This window comes from Nonomuraea salmonea (assembly GCF_042428605.1).
Lineage (GTDB): Bacteria > Actinomycetota > Actinomycetes > Streptosporangiales > Streptosporangiaceae > Nonomuraea > Nonomuraea salmonea.
Map to the genome: position 1 here is coordinate 492,814 of NZ_JBHMCF010000011.1, position 21,411 is coordinate 514,224.

The 21,411-nt window shown below is 71.8% G+C and carries 19 protein-coding genes; 10 read left to right on the plus strand and 9 right to left on the minus strand.

Translation table 11 applies throughout. The features are described 5' to 3' along the window. Positions 1 to 37 precede the first annotated feature (37 nt). Both ACFFR3_RS12665 and ACFFR3_RS12670 read left to right on the plus strand, forming a co-directional pair. Positions 38 to 1,183 carry a neutral zinc metallopeptidase gene (locus tag ACFFR3_RS12665; protein ID WP_379483159.1) on the plus strand — a complete coding sequence of 382 codons (1,146 nt, stop codon included), beginning with the start codon at positions 38 to 40 and terminating at the stop codon, positions 1,181 to 1,183. Positions 1,184 to 2,007: 824 nt separating this feature from the next. After that, the gene (locus tag ACFFR3_RS12670) at positions 2,008 to 3,357 is read left to right on the plus strand and encodes an LCP family protein (protein ID WP_379483160.1); all 1,350 of its coding nucleotides are present in this window, start codon (positions 2,008 to 2,010) and stop codon (positions 3,355 to 3,357) included. Positions 3,358 to 3,412: 55 nt separating this feature from the next. Here the strand turns inward: ACFFR3_RS12670 and ACFFR3_RS12675 are convergent, their stop codons facing one another. The 5 genes from ACFFR3_RS12675 to ACFFR3_RS12695 form a co-directional block, all read right to left on the minus strand. Further along, positions 3,413 to 4,624, minus strand: coding sequence for a cytochrome P450 family protein (locus ACFFR3_RS12675; protein ID WP_379483161.1), 1,212 nt, complete (start codon positions 4,622 to 4,624; stop codon positions 3,413 to 3,415). Between the two features lie 27 nt (positions 4,625 to 4,651). Beyond that, complete coding sequence (locus ACFFR3_RS12680) at positions 4,652 to 4,855, minus strand: hypothetical protein (protein ID WP_345402339.1); 204 nt, start codon at positions 4,853 to 4,855, stop codon at positions 4,652 to 4,654. Between the two features lie 395 nt (positions 4,856 to 5,250). Beyond that, entirely contained in the window at positions 5,251 to 7,290 is a 2,040-nt protein-coding gene (locus ACFFR3_RS12685) for a spermidine synthase (RefSeq protein ID WP_345402336.1), read from the minus strand. Between the two features lie 274 nt (positions 7,291 to 7,564). Beyond that, positions 7,565 to 8,293, minus strand: coding sequence for an ABC transporter permease (locus ACFFR3_RS12690; RefSeq protein WP_364366814.1), 729 nt, complete (start codon positions 8,291 to 8,293; stop codon positions 7,565 to 7,567). Next, entirely contained in the window at positions 8,290 to 9,045 is a 756-nt protein-coding gene (locus tag ACFFR3_RS12695) for an ABC transporter ATP-binding protein (protein ID WP_379483162.1), read from the minus strand. The genes ACFFR3_RS12690 and ACFFR3_RS12695 overlap by 4 nt, the downstream gene beginning before the upstream one ends. A gap of 55 nt (positions 9,046 to 9,100) precedes the next feature. Between ACFFR3_RS12695 and ACFFR3_RS12700 the strand changes: the two genes are divergently transcribed. Further along, positions 9,101 to 9,742: a TetR/AcrR family transcriptional regulator gene (locus ACFFR3_RS12700; protein WP_379483163.1), complete on the plus strand. Its 642-nt coding sequence runs from the start codon at positions 9,101 to 9,103 to the stop codon at positions 9,740 to 9,742. A gap of 53 nt (positions 9,743 to 9,795) precedes the next feature. Here ACFFR3_RS12700 and ACFFR3_RS12705 read toward each other — a convergent pair whose 3' ends face one another. After that, positions 9,796 to 10,104 carry a DUF4190 domain-containing protein gene (locus ACFFR3_RS12705; RefSeq protein ID WP_345402327.1) on the minus strand — a complete coding sequence of 103 codons (309 nt, stop codon included), beginning with the start codon at positions 10,102 to 10,104 and terminating at the stop codon, positions 9,796 to 9,798. Positions 10,105 to 10,220: 116 nt separating this feature from the next. On the opposite strand from ACFFR3_RS12705, the gene ACFFR3_RS12710 reads away from it, so the two are divergent. After that, positions 10,221 to 11,129 (plus strand): ion transporter, encoded by a 909-nt coding sequence (locus tag ACFFR3_RS12710; protein WP_345402324.1) that lies wholly within the window; start codon positions 10,221 to 10,223, stop codon positions 11,127 to 11,129. Between the two features lie 28 nt (positions 11,130 to 11,157). Here the strand turns inward: ACFFR3_RS12710 and rpsD are convergent, their stop codons facing one another. Beyond that, a complete protein-coding gene (rpsD, locus tag ACFFR3_RS12715) occupies positions 11,158 to 11,772 on the minus strand; it encodes a 30S ribosomal protein S4 (RefSeq protein ID WP_345409737.1) in 615 nt (204 codons plus the stop codon). Between the two features lie 78 nt (positions 11,773 to 11,850). Between rpsD and ACFFR3_RS12720 the strand changes: the two genes are divergently transcribed. Beyond that, entirely contained in the window at positions 11,851 to 12,552 is a 702-nt protein-coding gene (locus ACFFR3_RS12720; protein WP_345402321.1) for a DUF2470 domain-containing protein, read from the plus strand. 2 nt (positions 12,553 to 12,554) lie between these two features. Here the strand turns inward: ACFFR3_RS12720 and ACFFR3_RS12725 are convergent, their stop codons facing one another. Continuing rightward, a complete protein-coding gene (locus tag ACFFR3_RS12725) occupies positions 12,555 to 13,175 on the minus strand; it encodes a TetR/AcrR family transcriptional regulator (RefSeq protein WP_364366802.1) in 621 nt (206 codons plus the stop codon). Positions 13,176 to 13,247: 72 nt separating this feature from the next. Here ACFFR3_RS12725 and ACFFR3_RS12730 point away from each other — a divergent pair, with 72 nt between their 5' ends. Then, positions 13,248 to 14,822 (plus strand): ATP-binding cassette domain-containing protein, encoded by a 1,575-nt coding sequence (locus ACFFR3_RS12730; protein ID WP_364366799.1) that lies wholly within the window; start codon positions 13,248 to 13,250, stop codon positions 14,820 to 14,822. Here the strand turns inward: ACFFR3_RS12730 and ACFFR3_RS12735 are convergent, their stop codons facing one another. Then, the gene (locus ACFFR3_RS12735) at positions 14,823 to 16,034 is read right to left on the minus strand and encodes an ROK family transcriptional regulator (protein ID WP_364366797.1); all 1,212 of its coding nucleotides are present in this window, start codon (positions 16,032 to 16,034) and stop codon (positions 14,823 to 14,825) included. A 235-nt stretch (positions 16,035 to 16,269) separates the two neighbouring features. On the opposite strand from ACFFR3_RS12735, the gene zwf reads away from it, so the two are divergent. The 4 genes from zwf to eda all read left to right on the plus strand — a co-directional run bounded on the left by zwf (position 16,270) and on the right by eda (position 21,411). Continuing rightward, complete coding sequence (gene zwf / locus ACFFR3_RS12740; protein ID WP_379483381.1) at positions 16,270 to 17,670, plus strand: glucose-6-phosphate dehydrogenase; 1,401 nt, start codon at positions 16,270 to 16,272, stop codon at positions 17,668 to 17,670. Next, complete coding sequence (gene edd, locus ACFFR3_RS12745) at positions 17,667 to 19,610, plus strand: phosphogluconate dehydratase (protein WP_364366791.1); 1,944 nt, start codon at positions 17,667 to 17,669, stop codon at positions 19,608 to 19,610. Before zwf ends, edd begins: the two co-directional genes overlap by 4 nt. Positions 19,611 to 19,730: 120 nt before the next feature. Next, a complete protein-coding gene (gene glk, locus ACFFR3_RS12750) occupies positions 19,731 to 20,696 on the plus strand; it encodes a glucokinase (RefSeq protein WP_379483164.1) in 966 nt (321 codons plus the stop codon). Positions 20,697 to 20,799: 103 nt separating this feature from the next. Then, complete coding sequence (eda, locus tag ACFFR3_RS12755; RefSeq protein WP_379483165.1) at positions 20,800 to 21,411, plus strand: bifunctional 4-hydroxy-2-oxoglutarate aldolase/2-dehydro-3-deoxy-phosphogluconate aldolase; 612 nt, start codon at positions 20,800 to 20,802, stop codon at positions 21,409 to 21,411.

Sequence of the window (21,411 nt, forward strand, 5' to 3'; positions counted from 1 at the left end):
GCAGGCGCCGCCTCATACGCGGCCCTACACGCAGCCGATGCCGCAACCGATGCAGCAGCCGCCGTACGGGCAGCAACCGTACCGGCAGCAGCCGCCTCCTCCTCCCCCGCCGCCCCCGCCGCCGCCGATGCCGCCGCAGCAGTGGCACCGGCCGCCGCCCAAGAAGCAGGGCATGGGCGTGGGGGGCGTGCTCGGTGTGGTGTTCGGGTCGCTGGCGGCGCTGTTCGTGCTGATCGTGGTGGGCGCGGTGCTGCTCGGCGGGAAGTCGAGCACGGAGACGACGAGGCCGGTGGCGATCCCGACGTACGAGCCGTCCGAGGAACCCTCCGCGGATCCCTCTGCGCAACCCTCGTACGACCGCTCGGACCCGCCGTCGGAGCGGCCCACCACCAGCAGGGAGCCGACGGAGCGGCCTGACACCACGGTCACGCCGCCCGCCCGGGTGCAGCTCAACACGAGCCTGAAGAGCAACACGATGTACAAGGCCGGCATCCTGCCGCGCCTGAACTGCCGCAGCGGGAACGTCAACATCTACAACCACAGCCAGACCAAGGCGCTGATCCTGAAGACCGGGAAGTGCATGGACCGGGCGTGGGAGTCGATCCTGGAGAAGCAGGGCATCCGGTTCAGTGCGCCGCGCTGGGCCATCGTGGCCGGACGCGGTCGCGGCGCGTGCGGCGACTATCCGCAGCCGGGCAACATCGTGCCGTACTACTGCCCGCGCAACAACACGATCTACGCCTCCACCTCGGCCATGGCCAGGGGGAACGGCAGGTCGATGGGCTACGGCCAGCTCCTGAACTGGCACGGCGGCATCATCAGCATGATGGCCCACGAGTACGGGCACCACGTCCAGAACATCACCGGCCTGATGGACTCCTGGTGGCGCCAGACCCTCGACTCCAGCAGCCAGAACACCAAGCTCGCGCTCAGCCGGCGGCTTGAGCTGCAGGCCACCTGTTTCGGGGCCATGTGGATGCGGTCGGTGGCGGCGTCGTACCCGGTCAGCACGGCCAACCGGAACCGGCTCTTCTGGTTCTACGGACAGGTGGGCGACTACCCGGGCCGGCCGCCGGACCATGGCAAACCCGTGAACAACAATCGCTGGTTCCGCCAGGGGTGGGAGAAGAGCAAGGCATACCAGTGCAACACGTGGATGGCGCCCTCTTCGACCGTCTCCTGACAGCCCCCTGACGTTCATCTCAGGTTGAGCACATGTCTCGGTTGTCCAGATATGGGGACTAGAATCCTGGCAATCTTGTGCCCAACGGGGGGCAAACGTCAGTTTTGCCTGGTAGGCGGTCAAAGGAGCCGGGTGTGAGCAATCGCGATGGGGAAGACACCGTGCCAGAAGGCAGGAAACGGCGCCCCCAGCGACGGTCGCGCACGAGCGGCAAGGGGGAGCCGGGGGCGGCGAGCCAGGACAAGCACGTGGCGGGCCCGGCTCCGTCGCGCTCGTCCGGGCCGGGGGCGGCCGGATCCGGGTCGTCCCAGCCCCGGTCGTCCCAGCCCCGGTCGTCACAGCCCCGGTCGGGCTCCAGGAGCCGCTCGGAAGGCGCAGGGACAGAGAGCCGCTCCGAAGGTCCCGCCGGATCCCGAGGCCGCTCGGAGGGTCCCGCCGGATCCCGAGGTCGCTCGGAGGGTCCCGCCGGAGCCAGGAGCCGCTCAGGAGCGCCCGCAGGGGACAGGGACCGCTCGGAGCGTCCCGCCGGAGCCCGGAGCCGCTCGGAGGCTCCCTCCGGCTCCCGGAATCGCTCCTCGGAAGGTGCGGGGCCGGGGTCCAGGGGCCGCTCGGGAAGCCCCGCCGGCGCACCGTCGGGGACGCGTCCCGGCGCGGCCCGTCCGTCCGGCAAGAAGGGCCGTCCCGGCCGTAAGCCCGGCGCCGGGTCCGCCGCGCCGCGCTTCGCCAAGCCGCTGACCCCCGCCTCCTTCCTCGGCTGGACCGCTCTCTCCGCCATCCTGCCCGGCGCCGCTCACCTGCGGGCCGGGCATCGCCGTACCGGGCTGGTGCTGATCAGCGTGTACGCGGTGCTGCTGCTCGCCCTGCTCGCCTACGGCCTGAGCGTGGCCGGCGACCTGTCGAACGCGACGTTCCTGGCCGACGACGCGGCGATGGGCACGGTGATCGTGCTCGCCGCCGTGTTCGCGCTGGCGTGGTTCGCGCTGCTGGTGACCTCGTACATCGCGCTCGGGCCCAGCCGGCTGCCGCAGCAGGGCCAGGTGCTGACCGGCATCGTGGTGGGCGTGCTGTGCGTGGCGGTGATGTCGCCGTTCGCGCTGACCGCCAACTACGTGGTCGCCGCCCGCGACTCCATCGGGGCCATCTTCCCCTCGCACCCGGACGCCGAGGTGCCCGCCGCCGCCAAGGACCCCGAGAACCCGTGGGGCGACAAGGAGCGGGTGAACTTCCTGCTGATCGGCGGTGACGCGGCGGGCAACCGTACCGGTGTGCGTACCGACAGCATGAACGTGGCCAGCGTCGACCTGAAGACCGGCGCCACCGTCCTGTTCAGCCTGCCGCGCAACCTCCAGCACGTCCGCTTCCCGGCCGGCTCGCCGCTGCACAAGCAGTTCCCGAACGGCTTCATGGCCGAGCTGCCGAACGGCGGCCTGCTCAACGAGGTCTGGCAGTACGCCAACGACAACCCGCAGCTCATGGGCGGCCGCAACAAGGGCCCCCGCGCCCTGATGGACGCCATCGGCTACACGCTCGGCCTGAAGATCGACTACTACATGCTGATGAACATGTACGGCTTCGCCGACCTCGTGGACGCCATCGGCGGGCTGAAGATCCGGGTCGAGCAGGACGTCAAGTGGGGCGGCCTGTACGGCACCGCCGGCACCATCAAGGCCGGCTACCGGAAGCTGAGCGGCGAGGAGGCCCTCTGGTACGGCCGCTCGCGCGTCGGCAGCGACGACTTCTCCCGGATGGCCCGCCAGCGCTGCGTCATCGGCGCCTTCGCCCAGCAGGCCACCCCGACCGTGATCCTCACCAGGTTCGAGAAGATCGCCAGCGCGGCCAAGCGGCTGGCGCAGACCAACATCCCGCGCCACCTGGTGCAGCCGCTGGTCGAGCTGGGGCTCAAGGTCAAGAACGCCAAGATCACCAGCCTGCAGTTCGTGCCGCCGGAGTTCTACTCGGGACGTCCCGACTGGGTCAAGATCCGCCAGGCCACCAAGAAGGCGATCACCGACTCGATGCGCCCGGCCCGCCGCGCCCAGACCGCGAACGTCACCGCCTCCCCCAGCGGCACCCGCCCCAGCCCGACGCGTACGCGTGCCATGTCCCCCACCCAGACCCCCACCAAGAACCCCCAGAAGGGCGCCCAGTCCATCGACGACCTCTGCGGCCTCTGACCCACCTCGGGAGCGGACCCACCTCGGGAGCGGCGGGAGGCTCGCGCCCTTCCTCTCAGCGGGTGAAGGTGATGGGGAGGGTGCGGGGGCCGCGGACGGTGATGCTGCCGCGCCAGTGGAGGGTTTCCGGGGGGACGGCCAGGGCGAGGCCGGGCAGGCCGACGATCTCGGTCAGGGCGGCGCGGGCCACCAGGCGGGCCAGCTGGGCCCCGAGGCAGTGGTGGGGGCCGTGGCCGAAGCTGAGGTGGAGGTTGTCGTCGCGGGTCAGGTCCGGCAGGTCTGGACAGGCGAAGCGGTGCGGATCGCGGTTGGCGGCGGCCAGGGCCACCAAAACGGGCTGGCCGGGTGCCAGGCGTACGCCGCCCAGCTCCACGGGCTCCAGCGCGAAACGCCAGGTGGCCAGCTCGACGGGGCTGTCGAAGCGGAGCAGTTCCTCCACGGCCTGCTCCATCAGCTCGGGTCGCGCGCGCAGCCGCTCCAGCCGGTCGGGGTGGCGCAGCAGCGTGTACGTGCCGAGCGCGATGAGCCCGACGGTGGTCTCGTAACCGGCGACGAGCAGCAGGAACAGCATCGACAGCAGCTCGTCCTCGCTGATCCGGTCGCCGTCCACGGCCGCAGCGGCGACGGCGCCGATCACGTCGTCGCCCGGCGCCTTGAGCTTGGCGGCCACCAGGTCGCGCGCGTACGCGGCCAGCTCCCGCATCGCGGCCGGCCTCGCCTCCCGTTCCCCCGGCTCGGACGACACCACGGCCGTCGTCCACCTCCGGAAGTCCGTACGGTCCCCAGGAGGGATCCCGAGCACGTCGCAGATGACGCCCGCTTGCAGCGGTGAGGCGAAGGCGGCGACCAGGTCGTCCCCGGGGGTCAGGCCGAGGGCGAGGGTGCGGGCCTGGGCCTCGATGCCCTCGCGCAGGCCGGCCAGCCGCCGGGCGGTGAAGTAGCGGGAGACCAGGCGGCGCAGGCGGGTGTGCTCGGGCGGGTCGGTGGTGAGCAGGTGCGTGCCCAGCCCCGACCGGTCCTCGAGCGGCCGGCCGCGCCCCGCCTCCTGCCAGTCGCGGGGCGCGTTACGGGGGTCCTTGCTCAGCCGGGGGTCGGCCAGCGCGGCGCGGGCGTCGTCGTACCGGGTGACGAGCCACCCGTACAGACCGCTGCGCAACCGCACGAGCCGCGGCGCCCCCTCCTCCCGCAACCGGGCATAGGCCGGGTACGGGTCGGGCATCGACGCCCAGCTCTCCGGCGTCTCGGGTGTCGGTCGTCGCTCGATCATGCGGCTCCCCCGGGTCGAGGTACGTCCTCATCCTGCCGCCGGACGGGCCTGCTTGCCGAGCCGGCCCACGATCCAGTCGGCCAGTGCGCCGGTCACCTGGCCGTGTTCGGTGTTGTGGGCGTCGCAGTGGCAGTCGTCGAGCTGGCTGTGCTCGGGCGACAGCGAGGTGATGTCCGTGTACAGGTCCACCGGCCACTCCACCGGGTCGCGGTGCAGGGCGACGGCGCTCACCGACGGCACGAAGCAGGCCGAGCGGAAGCGGGCGTCGAGCCGCCGCCGGAGCCCGCGCGGGTCGCTCGGCCCGTGACCGAGGTCGTCGGCGAGGATCAGCGGCCGGACGAGCCGGTCGTGTCCTGCGCCGTAGTGGACGGCGGCGGGCGAGCTCGACGTCGATTCTCGCCGCCCCTCGTGCCGCCACGATTCACACCTTTTCTCGCGGGTTTACCGGACGTCACCCCCGATCTCTCAACCTCCGTTTCCGAACGGCCGGATTTCCGTTTCCAGATTCACCTTTCCGGCCGGTCACGGCCAGGCTGATACCTCCACCTCACCTCGCATTTCACGACACAGCAAGCCATTCCTCCGTCCACCGGTCGAGGAAAAGCAGAAACGCTGTCCGGCGATTGTCAGGCGGCGACGGAGTTACGGCGCGGCAGCAGGGCGAGAGCGCCGAGGTAGAGCACGGCGGCCACGATGAGCAGGCCCTTGTAGCCGACGACGAGCGCGACGTATTCGAGGCAGCCGCCGACCATGGCGCCCAGCAGGTTCGCGCCGAAGGAGGTGGTGGCGTCGGCGGTGTCGGCGAAGCGCTTGGCGAAGACCACGTTCGCGGCGAAGATCGGCAGGAACGCCACCGTGACGGCGGCCACCGCGCGCAGCGGCACCGGCAGGGCCAGCAGCCAATCGTTGGGCACCAGCCAGGCCAGCAGCAGGCCGGCGAAGAGCACGGCGTACATGACGGGCAGCGGCGGGGTGCGGAAGCGGCGGGTCACCTCGACGGCGGCGAGCACCGCGACGAGAACGCCGGCGAAGACGATCGCGTTGACCACCCACGTGGTGCCGAACAGCAGCGCGAACCCGGTGATGCTCTTGGTCTCCAGCAGCATGAAGCCGACGCCGAGCAGGAACAGGTCGGCGTACGGCCGCATCCGCCGGTACGGCCCCGCCACGGCGCGCACGGCGAGCAGGCTGACGAGGAGGATCAGGCCGAGCGTGATCACGTAGATCGGCGGGATCGTGGCGTCCTTGAGGTAGAGGAACGGCCGGTCGTCGCCGGCGGGCTCGGGCGTGCCCGGCGCGGCGCCCGGCCACTCGCTCGCGCAGCGCTGGTCGGCGGCGGTCACCCCGGCGGTGATGACGGCCTGCTGCCCGGCGGTGCTGACGACGTCGACGCACGGCCGGTGACCGAAGGCCCGCTGCATGGTGGCGGCCAGGCGGTCGACGAGCCAGCTCTCGCGGTAGTAGTTGTACATCGAGAACGTGCCGCCCGGCTTGAGGTGGGCGCGGGCGGCCCGCATGGCCTCTTCGGTGAACAGGTAGCTCTCCAGCCGCAGCGAGCTGGCGCCGGAGACGAGGGTGAGCGAGTCGGGCAGCGCGAAGAGGATCAGGTCGTAGCGGTCGCCGCTGCGCTCAAGGAAGGCGCGGCCGTCGGTGACGTGGGTGGTCACGCGCGGGTCGTCGTAGGGGCGGTCGGGGTGGGTGGAGCCGCCCAGCTCGCGCAGCTTGGGGTCGATCTCGACGGCGTCGACGCGGGTGGCGCCCTTGGACAGCGCGATGGCCACGTCGGTGCCGCTGCCCGCGCCGACGATGAGCACGTCCTTCGGCGGCTTGGTGGTGCGCTCGTACGGGAGCCCGTACTGGGCCTCCCACTGCAGGCGGGCGGCGGCGGGCACGGCCTGCTGGTGGGGGATGCCGTTGACGGCGATGTCGGTGACGGGGATGCCGAGCTGCACGAGTTGCTTGGTGGTGACCTTGTAGTAGGGCGACCAGATGGCGCCGGCGGTGAGCGTCTCGGCCAGCAGCAGCCCGACGACGGCCACGGCGGGCACGACGACGAGGCCCGCGTAGAGGGCGGGCGGCTTGGGCACCAGCAGCACGGCGTAGCAGCCGGCCGCGATCAGCCCCCAGAAGACGGGCGGCGCGCTGACGAACGACAGCAGCGTGAACACCGCGATGCCGGTGAGGCTGCCGATGAGGTCGTAGCGGTAGGCCTCGAGGCGGGGCAGCTCGGGGAAGCACCGGCCGACGAGCTCGGCGGGGCCCATGAGGATGACCGCGGCGGCGCAGAAGATGACCGGCAGGATCGCCCAGGCGGGCGGCCCGCTGGTGGACAGGCTCGTCCAGTAGAGGACGCCCTCGGTGTTCCTGTCCACCGTGACGGGGAAGGCCAGCACGACGATGACCAGCAGTGCGAGCACGACGGGCGAGTAGTAGGGCTGCCGTTGTGACCGACCGACGCGCAGGAAGCCGAGCCCGATGCCGAGGAAAGAGCCCAGCAGCACGAAATTGGTGAAATAGCTCAGATGGACGATGTTGGAGCCGGTCCACCGGATCAGTGCCAGTTCGAGGAAGAGCATGAAGGCGCTGGCGAGGACGAGCCTCGGCCGCACCGCCAGCCAGTGGGCTTTCTCACCGTCGTGAACGGGCTTTTGCGCCTGCAGCGTCATAAGCCCTCACCGTAGTGAACGGATGGGGAACACGGAAGCCTGACGCCGCCGGGGCGATGTCTAGGGATATGCCCGGTATGCCATATTTGCGCAGGTCAAAAGCCGCAGAATGGCCGGCGTGCTTAAGGGGCAGGGCAGGAATGTTACGGCGATCGTTTCATTTCACTGCTCGCCCAGAGTCCGCCCGCCCTGAGTCCGCCTGCCCTGAGTCCGCCTGCCCTGAGTCCGCCTGCCCTGAGTCCGCCTGCCCTGAGTCCGCCTGCCCTGAGGCGGCTCACGCCTGCTCGCGGTTGAACACGCGGGTGCCGATCGTGAGGCTGAAGACGGCGAAGGCGACGGTGACCGCCGCGCCGGCCGCCACGGTGCCGGTCAGGTAGTGGCCGTGGAACAGGTCGCGCAGCGCCTCCAGGACGTACCTGAACGGGCTGACGTGCGAGAGCGCGTCGAGCCAGCCCGGCGCCATCGACATCGGCAGGAACGAGCCCGACAGCAGCACCAGCGGCACCACCGCCGTCGTCATGACGGGCGGGAACAGGTGCTCGTCGATGGTCAGCGCGATCGCGTACGAGAGCGCGGCTAGGCTCGCGCCCAGCACCACGACCAGCACGAACGAGCCGAGCACGCCCGCGAGCGGCGCCCGCAGGCCGAAGGCGTAGGCCACGGCGAGCAGCAGCACGGTCTGCAGGACCAGCGTCACCACGTTGTTGAGCACCCGCCCGAGCAGCAGCGCCAGCCGGCTGGCCGGCGTGACGCGCAGCCGTTCGAGCACACCCCCGCGCTTGTCGAAGACGATCCCGAACCCGGCCATGCCCGCGCTCATCAGCCCGAGCTGCACGATCAGCCCGGGGACCAGCGTCTCCCAGGTGCCGATGGTGACGAAGACGGGCCCGAACAGCACGAGGAACAGCAGCGGCTGGATCGCCCCGATGACGATGCCGATCCGCTGTCCCAGCGTCACGCCCAGTCCGTGGCGGAACAGCACCCAGGTGTCGCGCAGCATCATGCCCCCTGCCCGATCGTCGCGTTCTCCTCGCGCAGCGACCTGCCGGTGATGTCGAGGAAGACGTCGTCCAGCGTGCGGCCGCCGGTCTTGAGCTCGGCGGGCGCGCCCTGGGCGACGATGCGGCCCCGGTCGATGATCATGACGCGGTCGCAGAGCGCGTCGGCCTCGTCCAGGTAGTGGGTGGTCAGGAACACGGTCATGCCCTGCCGGTCGCGCAGGGAGCGGATGTGGTCCCAGAGGTTGGCGCGGCTCTGCGGGTCGAGGCCGGTGGTGGGCTCGTCGAGGAAGAGCAGCACGGGGTCGTGCAGCAGGGCGAAGGCGATGTCGAAGCGGCGGCGCCGGCCGCCGGAGAGGGTGGCGGGCGCCTGGTCGGCGAGCCCGGCCAGGTCGAGCCGCTCCAGCACGCCGGGGATGCGGGCGGCGGCGTCGGCGCGGCTGAGGCCGTAGAGCATGCCCTGCACCTCCAGCTCGCCCCTGATGGGGGTGACGGGTGGCAGGCCGCTGCCCTGGGCGACGTAGCCGATGCGGCGGCGCACCTCGCGCGGCTCGCGTACGAGGTCGTGGCCGGCCACGGTGGCGGTCCCCCCGGTAGGGCGCAGCAGGGTGGTCAGCATGCGCATGGTCGTGGTCTTGCCGGCGCCGTTGGGGCCGAGGAAGCCGACGATCTCGCCGGGCCGCACGGTCATGTCCACGCCGTCGACGGCGTGGACGCCGTTGTCGAAGGTCTTGCTCAGACTTCTGGTTTCGATCACAAAATTTAAGTAACCACAATTTTGGTGTCACTGCAAACTTGGTACGATGGCGGGCATGACGGAAGGGCTGCGGGAGCGGAAGAAGCGCGAGACGCGGGAGCGCATCTCCGACGTCGCGACGGGCCTGTTCATGGCCAGGGGGTTCGACAACGTGACGGTGGCCGAGGTGGCGCGGGCCGCCGACGTCTCGGTCAACACGGTCTTCAACTACTTCAGCACGAAGGAGGACCTGTTCGCCGACCGGCAGGACGCGGTGGTGGAGCTGCCGCCGACGGTGCTGCGCGAGCGGCGGCCGGGCGAGAGCGCCGTGCGCGCGTTCCTGCGCGACTACCTCGACGCGATCGACACCCGCCACTGGCGGCACGGACTCAACGAGGGCGCCGACGTCTTCGCCAAGATCGTCGCGGACAGCCCGGCGCTGACGGCGCGCATGCGGCAGGTGCACGTCGAGCGGGAGGAGGCGCTGGCGCGGGCGCTGGCCGACGAGCTCGACGCCGGCGCCGACGACCTCACGCCCCGCCTGGTGGCGGCGCACCTGCTCGGCACCACGCGCATACTCAGCGAGCGCGCGATGGCCATGATGACGGCGGGCGAGGGGTGGGAGCGCATCGCCCCCATGCTGCGCGAGCAGGCCGAGCTCGCCTTCGGCCTGCTGGAGAAGGGCTTGGAGGCCGTCGGCTCAGGGCCGCGGGAATGACGAGAGCCCGGCGCGGCAGGCGGTGACCTGCGCGGCCGGGCTCCGCATGAACGTCAGTAACTGCTGAAGCTCGCGACGAGGCCGAGGACGAGGGCGAGGGCGAAGAGCACGACGAGGAGGATGAGCCAGATCGAGCCGATGATGCCGCAGATGCGCCCGGCCTGGATCTGGCCGCGGTTCTCGTAGACGTAGCCGCTGGAGTCGATCTCCTTGAGCGCCTTGTTGCCCATCACCCACGCGAACGGGCCCAGGACGCCGCACACCACCAGGCTGAGGATGCCCAGCACGAGGATGGTCGTGCCGTTGGGGTGGCTCTGCGGCGGCGGGCCGTAATAGCCGGGGCCGTAATCGCTGTAGGACATGCTGGTAATGGTCCCCTCACGTGGACAAGGTCAGGTGGGTTTATACCACAGTCCGCCTCTTGATCATGTTGCGTCATCATGGTGAGGCACATGTCCACCCCTGAGGAGTCTCCCCCGTGCGTGACAGCATTCGCGCCTTCCTCGCGCACCCGTATTTCCAGCGCTTCATCGTCGGCGTCATCCTGATCAACGCCGCCACCCTGGGTCTGGAGACCGTCCCCGCCGTGGTCGAGAGCTACGGAACGCTGCTGACCGTGGTCGACCACGTCGCGCTCTACATCTTCGCCGCCGAGCTGGCCGGCAAGCTCTACGTCGAGCGCACCGCCTTCGCGCGCGACCCCTGGAACATCTTCGACACCGTCATCGTCGCCATCGCCTTCGCCAGCACCAACGGCGGCCTGTCGGTGCTGCGCTCGCTGCGCATCCTGCGGGTGCTGCGGCTGCTGTCGGTCGTGCCGAGCCTGCGCCGGGTGGTCTCGGCGCTGCTGCGGGCGATGCCGGGCATGAGCTCGATCGTGGTGCTGCTCTCCCTCGTCCTGTACGTGGCCGCCGTGATGGCCACCAAACTGTACGGAGAGACCGCCCCCGACCGCTTCGGCAGCCTGCCGGACTCGCTGTTCACCCTCTACCAGACGATGACGGGCGACGACTGGGGCAACATCGCCCGCGAGGTGATGACCCGCCACCCCACGGCGTGGATCTTCTTCGCCTCGTTCATCCTGGTGTGCACCTTCGTGGTGCTGAACCTGTTCCTCGCCGTCGTGGTGAGCGCCATGGACGAGGAGAACGCCGAGGAGCGGGCGGCCCTTGAGCAGGACGCGGCCGCGCATTCCGAGCGCATCCTGGCCGAGCTGACCGCGCTGCGCCAGGAGGTGGCCGAACTGCGGGCGCTCCAGACGGCGGTGCCGGCGGGCGCCGCGCCGCCCAGGCGCGACGACCAGAACCGCAACGGCCAGAACCGCAACGGCCAGAACCGCAACGGCCAGAACGGCAACGGCCACCGCACCAAGAAGGGCCGCCGGTGACGCCGGCGGCCCTTGCACGAAAGCCCGGTCAACGGGAGTAGAACTCCACCACGAGCTGCTCGTCCACGGGAACCGCGATCTGCTCGCGCTCCGGCCGGTGGGTGAGGGTGAAGCGCAGGTCGGGCAGCTCGACCGACAGGTACGCGGCGGTGCGCTCGTCGGCGTACACGCCTTCCGCGGCGGCCACGAAGGGCTGCATCCTGCGGGAGCGCTCGCGTACCGAGACGACCTGGCCGGGCTTGACCAGGTAGCTGGGGATGTCCACCTTGCGGCCGTCCACGGCGATGTGCCCGTGGGCGATGTACTGGCGGGCCGCGTAGATCGACGGGGCCAGGCCGGCACGCAGCACGAGCGAGGCGAGGCGGCTCTCCAGCAGCGTCACCAGCTCGGTGCCCGACGCGCCCGGCTTGCGCACGGCGAGGTCCCAGTAGCGGCGGAGCTGGCGTTCCGAGACGTCGTAGTACCAGCGCAGCTTCTGCTTCTCCATCAGCCGCAGCCCATAGTCGCCGGTGGTGCGACGGTTGGTCTTGCGGCCGTGCTCGCCCGGCGGGTAGGGGCGCTGCTCGAAGTAGCGGACGGCTTTCCTGGTCAGCGGGACGCCCGCGCGACGCGACAGTCGCACCTTCGGGCCGGTGTAGCGCACGTTCACCTCAATGTGGTTAGGTAATCCTTACTTAGGTAAGGCTAACCTATAGACGCTGCCGCCCTCAAGGAGACGCCCATGCTCCCGATCCCCGAGCGGGTCCGCACCCTCGCCGCGACCTCGAACGTCGCCAAGCTGTCCGTGGACGGCGCCCCCTCGCCGGCGCGCGGCGGTGTGGACGAGCGCGGGCGTCCGGTGCTGCTGGTGCTGCCCGGCGAGACCCTGCACGGGGTGCGCGAGGACGCCGTCGCCGCGGTGAACCTGACGGCGATGCGGCAGCTCGGCACCGTGACGCATCCGCGCGGGCTGATCGAGGTGCAGGGATGGGCGGAGCCGGTGCCGCGGGACGAGGCCCGCGCGGCGGCGATCGCCGTCGCGGCGCACTGCCCGGACGAGAACCTGTTCGACGCGCTCGAACGCTTCGGCGCGCCCGACGCGGCCCGGCTGCTGCGCCTGGACGTGGGCCAGGTCGTCTACCTGACCGGGCAGGAGTCGGGGCTGCTCGACGCCGACGACTACCTCGGGGCCGCGCCCGACCCGCTCACCGACGTCGCCGAGCGGGTGCTCGCCCACGTCAACTCCTCGCACCGGGCCCAGCTCGCCGCGGGCGTGTCCCGCCAGCTCGGCGAGCCGGCCGGGGAGGTGTGGCTGTGGGAGCTGGACAGCCACGGCGCGACCGTACGGGCGGACGAGTCGCTGATCCGCTTTCCCTGGCCGACGCCCGCGCGGTCCGGGGTGTGCCTGGAGACCGCGCTGCGCGGCCTGCTCTGCACCTGCTGACATCAGGACATGCCGGCGAGCAGGTAGCCGAGACCCTCCTCGAACGTCGCGTCCCAGTCGTGCTCCAGGCCGTGCGCGGCCAGGGCGGGATAGTCGCCGGCCCGCTCGCGCAGGTAGCCGCCGACGTCGGCGTCACTCCGCGCCCAGGTCACCTGCATGATGACCGACCCCATCACGTAGTTGGACAGGCTGTACGCGGCCGTCGTCGGCGCGGCGAACCCGGCCGCGATCAGCGTCTCGTACAGGAACTCCGTGCGTGAGAGCGCGTTCGGCCCGAGCAGCGGGCGGTCGAGCAGCGTGGCCGACCACGGATGCCGCAGCAGCGCCGCCCGCCAGCCGCCCATCAGCGCGCGCACCCCCGCCCGCCAGTCCTCCCCCGCGCCGCCGTCAGGCAGGCCGACCTCGCCGAAGACCGCGTCCATGGCCAGGTCGAGGACGTCGTCCTTGGTCTTGACGTGCCAGTAGAGGGTGGTCGAGCCGGTGCCCAGGCGCTCGGCGAGCCGGCGCATGGTGAGGCGGGCGACGCCCTCCTCGTCCAGCAGGGCGAGCGCCTCCGCCACGATCCGGTCGAGCGTGAGCCGCGGCTTGGGCTCCGTCCTGCGGCGTGACCACACGGTGTCCATCCGGCGATATTACGTTGTACGAGAACCGGATCGTTGGTCTAGTAGAAGAACAACGATCGAGCGGGAGGTCTCGTGGGGCACGTGGACGTGAGCGGGGTGACGTACCTGCTGCCCGATGGGCGGCCGCTGCTGCTGGAGGTGTCGTTCAAGGCCGGGCCGGGCGTCAAGGCGGCGCTGGTGGGGCCGAACGGGGCCGGCAAGAGCACCCTGCTGCGGCTGATCGCCGGGGAGCTGACGCCCGCCGACGGCCGGGTGACGACCGGCGGCGGGGTGGGCGTGATGCGGCAGTTCCTAGGTTCGGGCACGGTACGCGACCTGCTGCTCGGCGTCGCGCCGCAGCGCGTCCGTGCGGCGGTCGCCGCCGTCGAGGAGACCGAGGCGGCGCTGGCCGCGCACGACGACGAGCCGCACCAGCTCGCCTACGCCCAGGCCGTCGCCGACCACGCCGAGGCGGGCGGCTACGACCTCGAAGTCGTGTGGGACGTGTGCACGACCGAGGCGCTCGGCCTCCCGTACGACGAGGTGAAGGGGCGGAGCCTGGCCACGCTGTCCGGCGGCGAGCAGAAGCGGCTGATGCTGGAGGCGCTGCTGCGCGGCCCCGACGAGGTGCTGCTGCTCGACGAGCCGGACAACTTCCTCGACGTGCGGGGCAAGCAGTGGCTCGAACGTGCGATCAGCGCATCGGGCAAGACCGTGCTGCTCGTCTCGCACGACCGGCGGCTGCTGGCCGAGACCGCCGACCGGATCGTCACCGTCGAGGGGCGCACGGTGTGGGTGCACGGCGGCGGGTTCGCCGGCTACGCCGAGGCCCGCGCGCGGCGCAGAGAGCGCCTGGAGGAGCGCCGGCAGCGCTGGGAGGAGGAGCGCGACCGGCTGCGGCGGCTGGTGCACACCCTGCGGCAGCGCTCGGCGCACAACGACGCGCTGGCGGGGGCGTACAAGTCGGCGGTGACCCGGCTTGAGCGCTTCGAACGCGAGGGGCCGCCGCAGCGGGCGCCGAAGGAGCAGAACGTCCGCATGCGGCTGCGCGGCGGGCGTACCGGCAAGCGCGCGGTGGTGTGCGAGGAACTGGAGCTGACCGGGCTGCTGCGGCCGTTCTCGACGGAGATCCACTACGGCGAGCGGGTCGGCGTGCTCGGGATGAACGGCACCGGCAAGTCCCACTTCCTGCGCCTGCTCGCCGGCGAGCCGATCGCGCACACGGGCGTGGCCCGCCTGGGCGCGCGGGTGCGTCCCGGCGCGTTCGCCCAGACGCATCTGCGGCCCGACCTGCGCGGGCGCCCGGCGGCCGAGGTGGTCATGGCCGCCCGCCCGATGACGAGGAACGAGGCCATGGCCGCCCTCGCCAGGTACGAGCTGGCGCCGGCCGGCGCTCAGCCCTTCGAGACGCTGTCGGGCGGCCAGCAGGCCAGACTGCAGATCCTGCTGCTGGAGCTGTCGGGCGCGACGCTGCTGCTGCTCGACGAGCCGACCGACAACCTCGACCTGCACAGCGCGGAGGCGTTGCAGCGCGGGCTCGCCGGGTTCGAGGGGACGGTGCTGACCGTCACGCACGACCGCTGGTTCGCCGACGACCTCGACCGGTATCTGATCTTCGGCGCGGACGGCCTCGTACGGGAGAGCGCCGAGCCCCGCTGGGACGTGTGATCAGCCGGCGGTCGCGGTGGCGCGGTCGCGGCGCAGGGAGGTGAGCGTCATGGTCTCGTCCACGGCCTCGGGCGAGAGCACGTGGTCGAGCACCATCACCGCGCATCCGCTGATGCCGGCCCCGGCGCCGAGCCTGCTGGGCTCGATGCGCAGGCGGCGGGTGGCGAGGGCGGTGGAGCGGCGGTAGACGACCTCGCGGATGCTGGACACCAGGGGCCCGAACGCCTCGGCGACGTCGCCGCCGAGCACGACGACCGACGGGTTGAGTATGTTGACCGCGCCCGCGAGGACCTCGCCGATGCGCCGGCCGGCCTCGCGCACGGTGGCCATGGTCTCGGCGTCGCCGGCCCGCACCAGCGCCGTGACGTCGGCGATGGTCGCGACGTCCTTGCCGATGGCGCGCAGGTCGCGCAGCAGGGCGGTGCCGCTGGCGACGGAGTCGACGCAGTCGTGGTTGCCGCAGCGGCACAGCACGCCGCCCCCGTCGATCACCGGAATGTGGCCGATCTCGCCGGCCGCGCCGAGCGCGCCGCGCAGGATGCCGCCGCCGGCGATCACGCCCGCGCCGATCCTGGTGGAGATCTTGATGAACATCAGGTCGTCGAGGTCGGGGTAGACGCCGCGGTGCTCGCCGATGGCCAGCACGTTCACGTCGTTGTCCACGAGCACGGGCACGGGGAAGCGCTCGCGGATGATCGGCGGGATGACCACGCCGGTCCACGAGGCCATGACGCGGGCGCTCTCGGTGCGGCCCTGCGCGAACTCGACGGTGGCGGGCACGCCCATGCCGACGCCGCGGATCATCGAGCGCGGCCGGTCGCCGAGCAGGTCGTCCCAGGTGTCCATGAGCAGCGGCAGCACGCTGTCGGGCCCCTGCTCGACGTCCATGGCGAACTCGCGCCCCGCCAGCTCCTCGCCGGCGAGGTCGCAGACGGCGACCCTGGTGCGGCTGGCGCCGAGCGCCGCCACCAGCACGACGCCGCCCGAGGCGTTGAACTCCAGCCGGACCGGCGGGCGCCCGCCGGTGGAGGGGGCGTCGGTGCGCTCGACGACGAGCCCGCGTTCGAGCAGCTCGCCGACGCGCAGCTGCACCGCGGGCCGCGACAGGCCGGTCACCCTGCCGAGGTCGGCCCGTGTCACGGCCTCTCCGGTGCGGATGAGGCGGAGCACCTCGCCGCTCGTGGCGAGGGCGGAGGCGGTACGTCGAGGCATCGCCCAAGTGAACCACACAGGGTTCTGTCATGAAAAGTCGTGACTTTTTTATCTCAAATGCCAAAACTCCGCTTGTGTACGACCCAAACTCTCGTTAGTGTCCGTTCTGTCCCTGCTTGGTAGATCGTTCGGAGTCCCTACCGTGTCCCCCTCCGTCCCAGAAGCCCTCGCATCTGCGGAAGCCACCGCCTACACCGCCGATCTCGTCGTGTTCGGCGGCACCGGCGACCTGTCCATGCGCAAACTGATCCCCGCGCTCTACCACAGCGACCGTGACGGCCGCCTGGCCCCGGAGACCCGGATCATCGCCATGTCCAGGGGCGGGCTGACCGACGCCGACTTCCGCGGCAAGGTGGACGCCGAGGTACGCGGCCAGGTGCCCGACGACGACCCCGACGGCTGGCAGCGCTTCCTGGGCCGCCTGCACCACGTCTCGGTGGACGTCGGCGGCCAGAACCGCTCCGGCTGGAGCGCGCTGAGCCGCCTGCTCGCCGGGTACGAGCAGCGCGACCGCGTCTTCTACCTGGCCAGCCCGCCGCGCACGTTCGGCCCCTTCTGCCGCGAGCTGCGGGACGCCGGCCTGGTGACGCCGCGCTCGCGGGTGGTGCTGGAGAAGCCGCTCGGCAACGACCTGGCCAGCGCCCAGCGCATCAACGACGAGGTCGGCGCCATCTTCGACGAGCACCAGATCTTCCGCATCGACCACTACCTGGGCAAGGAGACGGTGCAGAACCTGCTGGTGCTGCGCTTCGCCAACGCCTTCCTGGAGCCGATCTGGAACTCGCTGTGGATCGACCACGTCCAGATCACCGCCGCCGAGACCGTCGGCACGCCCGGCCGGCGCGGCTACTACGACCACGCGGGCGCGCTGCGCGACATGGTGCAGAACCACCTGCTCCAGCTCCTCACGCTGACCGCGATGGAGCCGCCGGCCCGCAACGACCGCGAGGCCATCCGCGACGAGAAGGTCAAGGTGCTGCAGTCGCTGCGGCCGATCGCGGGCGGCGAAGTGGACCGTTTCACCGTGCGCGGGCAGTACACCGGGGCCGGTGAGATGCCGGGCTACCTGGACGAGCCCGCCTCCACGCCGCCGACCGAGGAGTCGCGCAGGGTGGAGACGTTCACCGCGATCAGGGCCGAGATCAAGAACTGGCGCTGGGCCGGGGTGCCGTTCTACCTGCGCACCGGCAAGCGCATGCCGTACCGGCGCTCGGAGATCGTGGTGCAGTTCAAGGACGTGCCGCACTCCATCTTCCCCGGCGGCTCGCCGAACCGGCTGGTGCTGCGGCTGCAGCCGGAGGAGGGCATCGAGCTGCACATCATGGCCAAGGAGCCGGGCGCGGGCGAGGTGACGCTGAAGCCGGTGCCGCTGTCGCTGAGCTTCGGCAAGACGTTCACGGCGCGGGTGCCTGAGGCGTACGAGCGGCTGCTGACCGACGTGCTGGCCGGGAACCCGACGCTGTTCATGCGGCGCGACGAGGTCGAGGCGGCCTGGCGCTGGATCGATCCGATTCTGGAGGCGTGGAAGGCCGACCCCGCGCTACCCGAGCCCTACCCCGCAGGAACCACCGGCCCCGCCGGAGCCCACGAACTGCTCGGCCGCAGCGGTCGCGCCTGGCACGAGGAGGAACTGTGAACCCCGTCATTCAGGAGATCACCGACCGCATCGCCGCGCGGAGCGCCGCCAGCCGGGCCGCCTACCTGGAGCGGATCCGCCGCGACGGCGAGGCCGCGCGCGCCAAGGGCCCGGCGCGGGCCCACCTCGGCTGCGCGAACCTCGCCCACGGCTTCGCCGGCGCGTCCGCCGAGGACAAGCCGGCCCTGCGCGGCACGGCCAAGCCGGGTGTGGCCATCGTGACCAGCTACAACGACATGCTGTCCGCGCACCAGCCGTACGAGACCTACCCGCCGGAGCTGAAGCGGGCCGTGCGCCAGGCGGGCGGCGTCGCGCAGGTCGCGGGCGGCGTGCCGGCCATGTGCGACGGCATCACGCAGGGCCGCGCGGGCATGGAGCTGTCGCTCTACAGCCGTGACGTGATCGCCATGGCGACCGCGATCGCGCTGTCGCACGACATGTTCGACGCCACGCTGCTGCTGGGCGTGTGCGACAAGATCGTGCCGGGCCTGTTCATCGGCGCGCTGCACTTCGGGCACCTGCCGGCGATCTTCGTGCCGGCCGGGCCGATGACCTCGGGCCTGCCGAACAAGGTCAAGGCGCGCACCCGGCAGCTGTTCGCCGAGGGCAAGGTCGGCAGGGACGAGCTGCTCGACGCCGAGGCGAAGTCGTACCACTCCCCCGGCACCTGCACCTTCTACGGCACCGCCAACTCCAACCAGGCGCTGATGGAGGTCATGGGCCTGCACCTGCCTGGCTCGACGTTCGTCAACCCGCACACCGAGCTGCGGCACGCGCTCACCGAGGCGGCCGGGCGGCGAGCGGTGGAGATCACCGCGCACGGCGCGGCGTACACGCCGATCGGCGAGCTGGTGGACGAGAAGTCGATCGTGAACGCCTGCGTGGCGCTGCTGGCCACCGGCGGCTCCACGAACCACACGCTGCACCTGGTGGCCATGGCCGCCGCCGCGGGCATCGTGCTGACCTGGGACGACCTGGCCTGCCTGTCGAAGGTCGTGCCGTCGCTGACCAAGATCTACCCCAACGGCCAGGCGGATGTGAACCACTTCCGCGAGGCCGGCGGCATGCAGGTGCTCATCGGTGACCTGCTCGACGAGGGCCTGCTGCACGGCGACGTGATGACCGTCGCGGGCCCCGGCCTCGACCGCTACCGCGAGGCGCCCGAGCTGGTGGACGGCGAGCTGGTGTGGGCGCCGGTCGCCGGCGGCAGCAAGGACCGCGACGTGCTGCGCCCGGTCGCCGACCCGTTCTCCGCCGACGGCGGCATCCACATGCTGGAGGGCAACCTGGGCCGCGCGGTCAGCAAGGTGTCGGCGGTCAAGCCGGAGCACCTGGTGATCGAGGCGCCGGCCAAGGTGTTCGACGACCAGCTCGACCTGCTGAAGGCGTTCGAGGCCGGCGAGCTGGACGGCCAGGACTTCGTGGCGGTCATCCGCTACCAGGGCCCGAGCGCGAACGGCATGCCGGAGCTGCACAAGCTCACCCCGCCGCTGGCCGTGCTGCTCGACAGGGGGCAGCGGGTGGCGATCGTCACCGACGGCCGCATGTCGGGCGCGTCCGGCAAGGTGCCCGCCGCCATCCACCTGTCGCCCGAGGCCGCCGACGGCGGTCCGATCGCGCTGGTCCGCGACGGCGACGTGATCAGGCTGGACTCCGCGCAGGGCACGCTGGAGCTGCTGGTGCCGGCCGAAGAGCTGGCCAGGCGGACGCCCGAGGGCCGGCCGCTGAGCGACGCGCAGTGGGTCGGCACCGGCCGCGAGCTGTTCGCCACGTTCCGCCGCATGGCCGGCCACGCCGAGCAGGGCGCCGGCATCTTCGGCGTCAGCGGCGCCGAGTCGCCCGACCACGGCCCCGGGCTGGGCTTCCCCGCCCAGGCGGGCTCCTCGCACCTGGAGACGGGCGCGCCGGTCGGCGCGCGGCCCGCTGGACTGGCCCGGTGACCGTTCCTCCCGCCGTCCGCCGGTGCGCTCACGACCCCCTCTGGGGCGCCGTGAGCTCCCGTGGCATCCTTCGGGGGAACGGCTGCGATCTTGACGCCGCCCTGAACGCCGGAGGTATGCGTGAGTGCCTTTGACCTTCCGTGGCTCGTCGCCGACATCGGGGGGACCAACGCCAGGTTCGGTCTGGTCACCTCGCTCGGAGCAGGCCCGTCGCACGTGGCGGTGCTGGCCGGCGCCGACCACCCGACGCTGCCCGACGCCGTGACGGCCTACCTCGCCCAGCATGCGGGCGGGGTGCGGCCGGGCGCGGCGTGCCTGGCGCTGGCGGGGCCGATCGAGGGCGAGCACTACCGGCTCACGAACTCAGCGTGGGCCGGCTCCGTCCGCGATCTCGGCATCCCGTACGTCCGGCTGCTCAACGACTTCGAGGCGCTGGCCGTGTCGCTGCCCCACCTGGAGGGCGGCGACCTGGTCTCGCTGGGCGGCCCGCCGCCCGGCGACGGCGTCAAGGCGGTGCTCGGTCCTGGAACGGGGCTCGGCGTGGGCGCGCTCGCGCCGTCCGAGCACGGCTGGATCCCCGTCCCCGGCGAGGGCGGGCACGTCACGGTGCCGGTGGTGGAGCCGCGCGAGTTCGAGGTGGTCCGCGCGCTGCGCTCGCAGGGGGTGCCGCACGTCGTGGCCGAGCACCTGCTGTCGGGGCCTGGCCTGGTCCGGCTGCACCGGGCGCTGGCCCTGGTGAACGGCGTCACCGCGCCCGGCCTGACCGCCGCCGACATCGTGGCCAGGGTCGACGACTCGCTGTGCGCCGAGACGATCGAGATGTTCTGCGCGCTGCTGGGCGGCTTCGCCGGGAACGTGGCGCTGACGCTCGGCGCCCGGGGAGGGGTCTACCTCGCCGGGGGCGTGCTGCCCCGTATCGTGGAGCGCGTGTGCGGCAGCGCCTTCCGCGCGCGGTTCGAGGCCAACCCCGACATGGCCGCCTACCTGGCCGGCATCGGGACGTCGCTCATCGTGGCCGCCCAGCCGGGCATGACCGGCGCGGCCGCCTGGCTGAGTCAGCGGGCCCGCCGGGAGCTGGTGGGCTGACCACGACGTCGGCGTCGGCACGGCATCGGCACGGCATCGGCATGGTTCCGGCACATTGACACGGCTCTCCTGCGGGAGTGCCGATGAGGAGAGAGAAAATTCCATGAGCTTGCTCGATCTCGCCCCCGTGGTCCCCGTCGTGGTGATCGACGACGCGGCGACCGCCGTCCCGCTGGCGCGGGCGCTGGTGGCCGGCGGGCTGCCGGTCATCGAGGTGACCCTGCGCACGCCCGCCGCCCGCGAGGCCATCGCCCGCATCGCGGCCGAGGTGCCCGACGCCACGGTGGGCGCGGGGACGGTCAGGACGACCGACGACATCGCGGCGTCGGTGTCGGCCGGCGCGAAGTTCCTCGTCTCGCCCGGCACCACGTCGTCGCTGGTGGAGGCGCTCGACTCGAGCGGGGTGCCGTACCTGCCCGGCGCGGCCACCGTCTCCGAGGTGATGGCGCTGGCCGAGCGCGGCATCAAGGAGCTGAAGTTCTTCCCCGCCGAGGCGGCGGGCGGCGTGCCGTACCTCAAGGCGATCGGCGGGCCGCTGCCCGACGTGCGGTTCTGCCCGACCGGCGGCATCCGCCTGGCCACCGCCCCCGACTACCTGGCGCTGCCCAACGTGGGCTGCGTCGGCGGCACCTGGCTCACCCCGGCCGACGCGCTCGCGGCCGGCGACTGGGGCCGCGTCGAGAAGCTGGCCGCGGAGGCCGCCGCGCTCCGCTGA

What these genes read in the sequence shown, in the direction of transcription:
- ACFFR3_RS12665 (WP_379483159.1), top strand. Translation starts at nt 38, where the DNA reads ATGCCGCAACCGATGCAGCAGCCGCCGTACGGGCAGCAACCGTACCGG.
- ACFFR3_RS12675 (WP_379483161.1), bottom strand. Translation starts at nt 4,624, where the DNA reads ATGATCGAGCGACGACCGACACCCGAGACGCCGGAGAGCTGGGCGTCG.
- ACFFR3_RS12685 (WP_345402336.1), bottom strand. Translation starts at nt 7,290, where the DNA reads ATGACGCTGCAGGCGCAAAAGCCCGTTCACGACGGTGAGAAAGCCCAC.
- ACFFR3_RS12690 (WP_364366814.1), bottom strand. Translation starts at nt 8,293, where the DNA reads ATGATGCTGCGCGACACCTGGGTGCTGTTCCGCCACGGACTGGGCGTG.
- ACFFR3_RS12700 (WP_379483163.1), top strand. Translation starts at nt 9,101, where the DNA reads ATGACGGAAGGGCTGCGGGAGCGGAAGAAGCGCGAGACGCGGGAGCGC.
- ACFFR3_RS12705 (WP_345402327.1), bottom strand. Translation starts at nt 10,104, where the DNA reads ATGTCCTACAGCGATTACGGCCCCGGCTATTACGGCCCGCCGCCGCAG.
- ACFFR3_RS12720 (WP_345402321.1), top strand. Translation starts at nt 11,851, where the DNA reads ATGCTCCCGATCCCCGAGCGGGTCCGCACCCTCGCCGCGACCTCGAAC.
- ACFFR3_RS12725 (WP_364366802.1), bottom strand. Translation starts at nt 13,175, where the DNA reads ATGGACACCGTGTGGTCACGCCGCAGGACGGAGCCCAAGCCGCGGCTC.
- ACFFR3_RS12735 (WP_364366797.1), bottom strand. Translation starts at nt 16,034, where the DNA reads ATGCCTCGACGTACCGCCTCCGCCCTCGCCACGAGCGGCGAGGTGCTC.
- zwf (WP_379483381.1), top strand. Translation starts at nt 16,270, where the DNA reads ATGCGCAAACTGATCCCCGCGCTCTACCACAGCGACCGTGACGGCCGC.
- eda (WP_379483165.1), top strand. Translation starts at nt 20,800, where the DNA reads ATGAGCTTGCTCGATCTCGCCCCCGTGGTCCCCGTCGTGGTGATCGAC.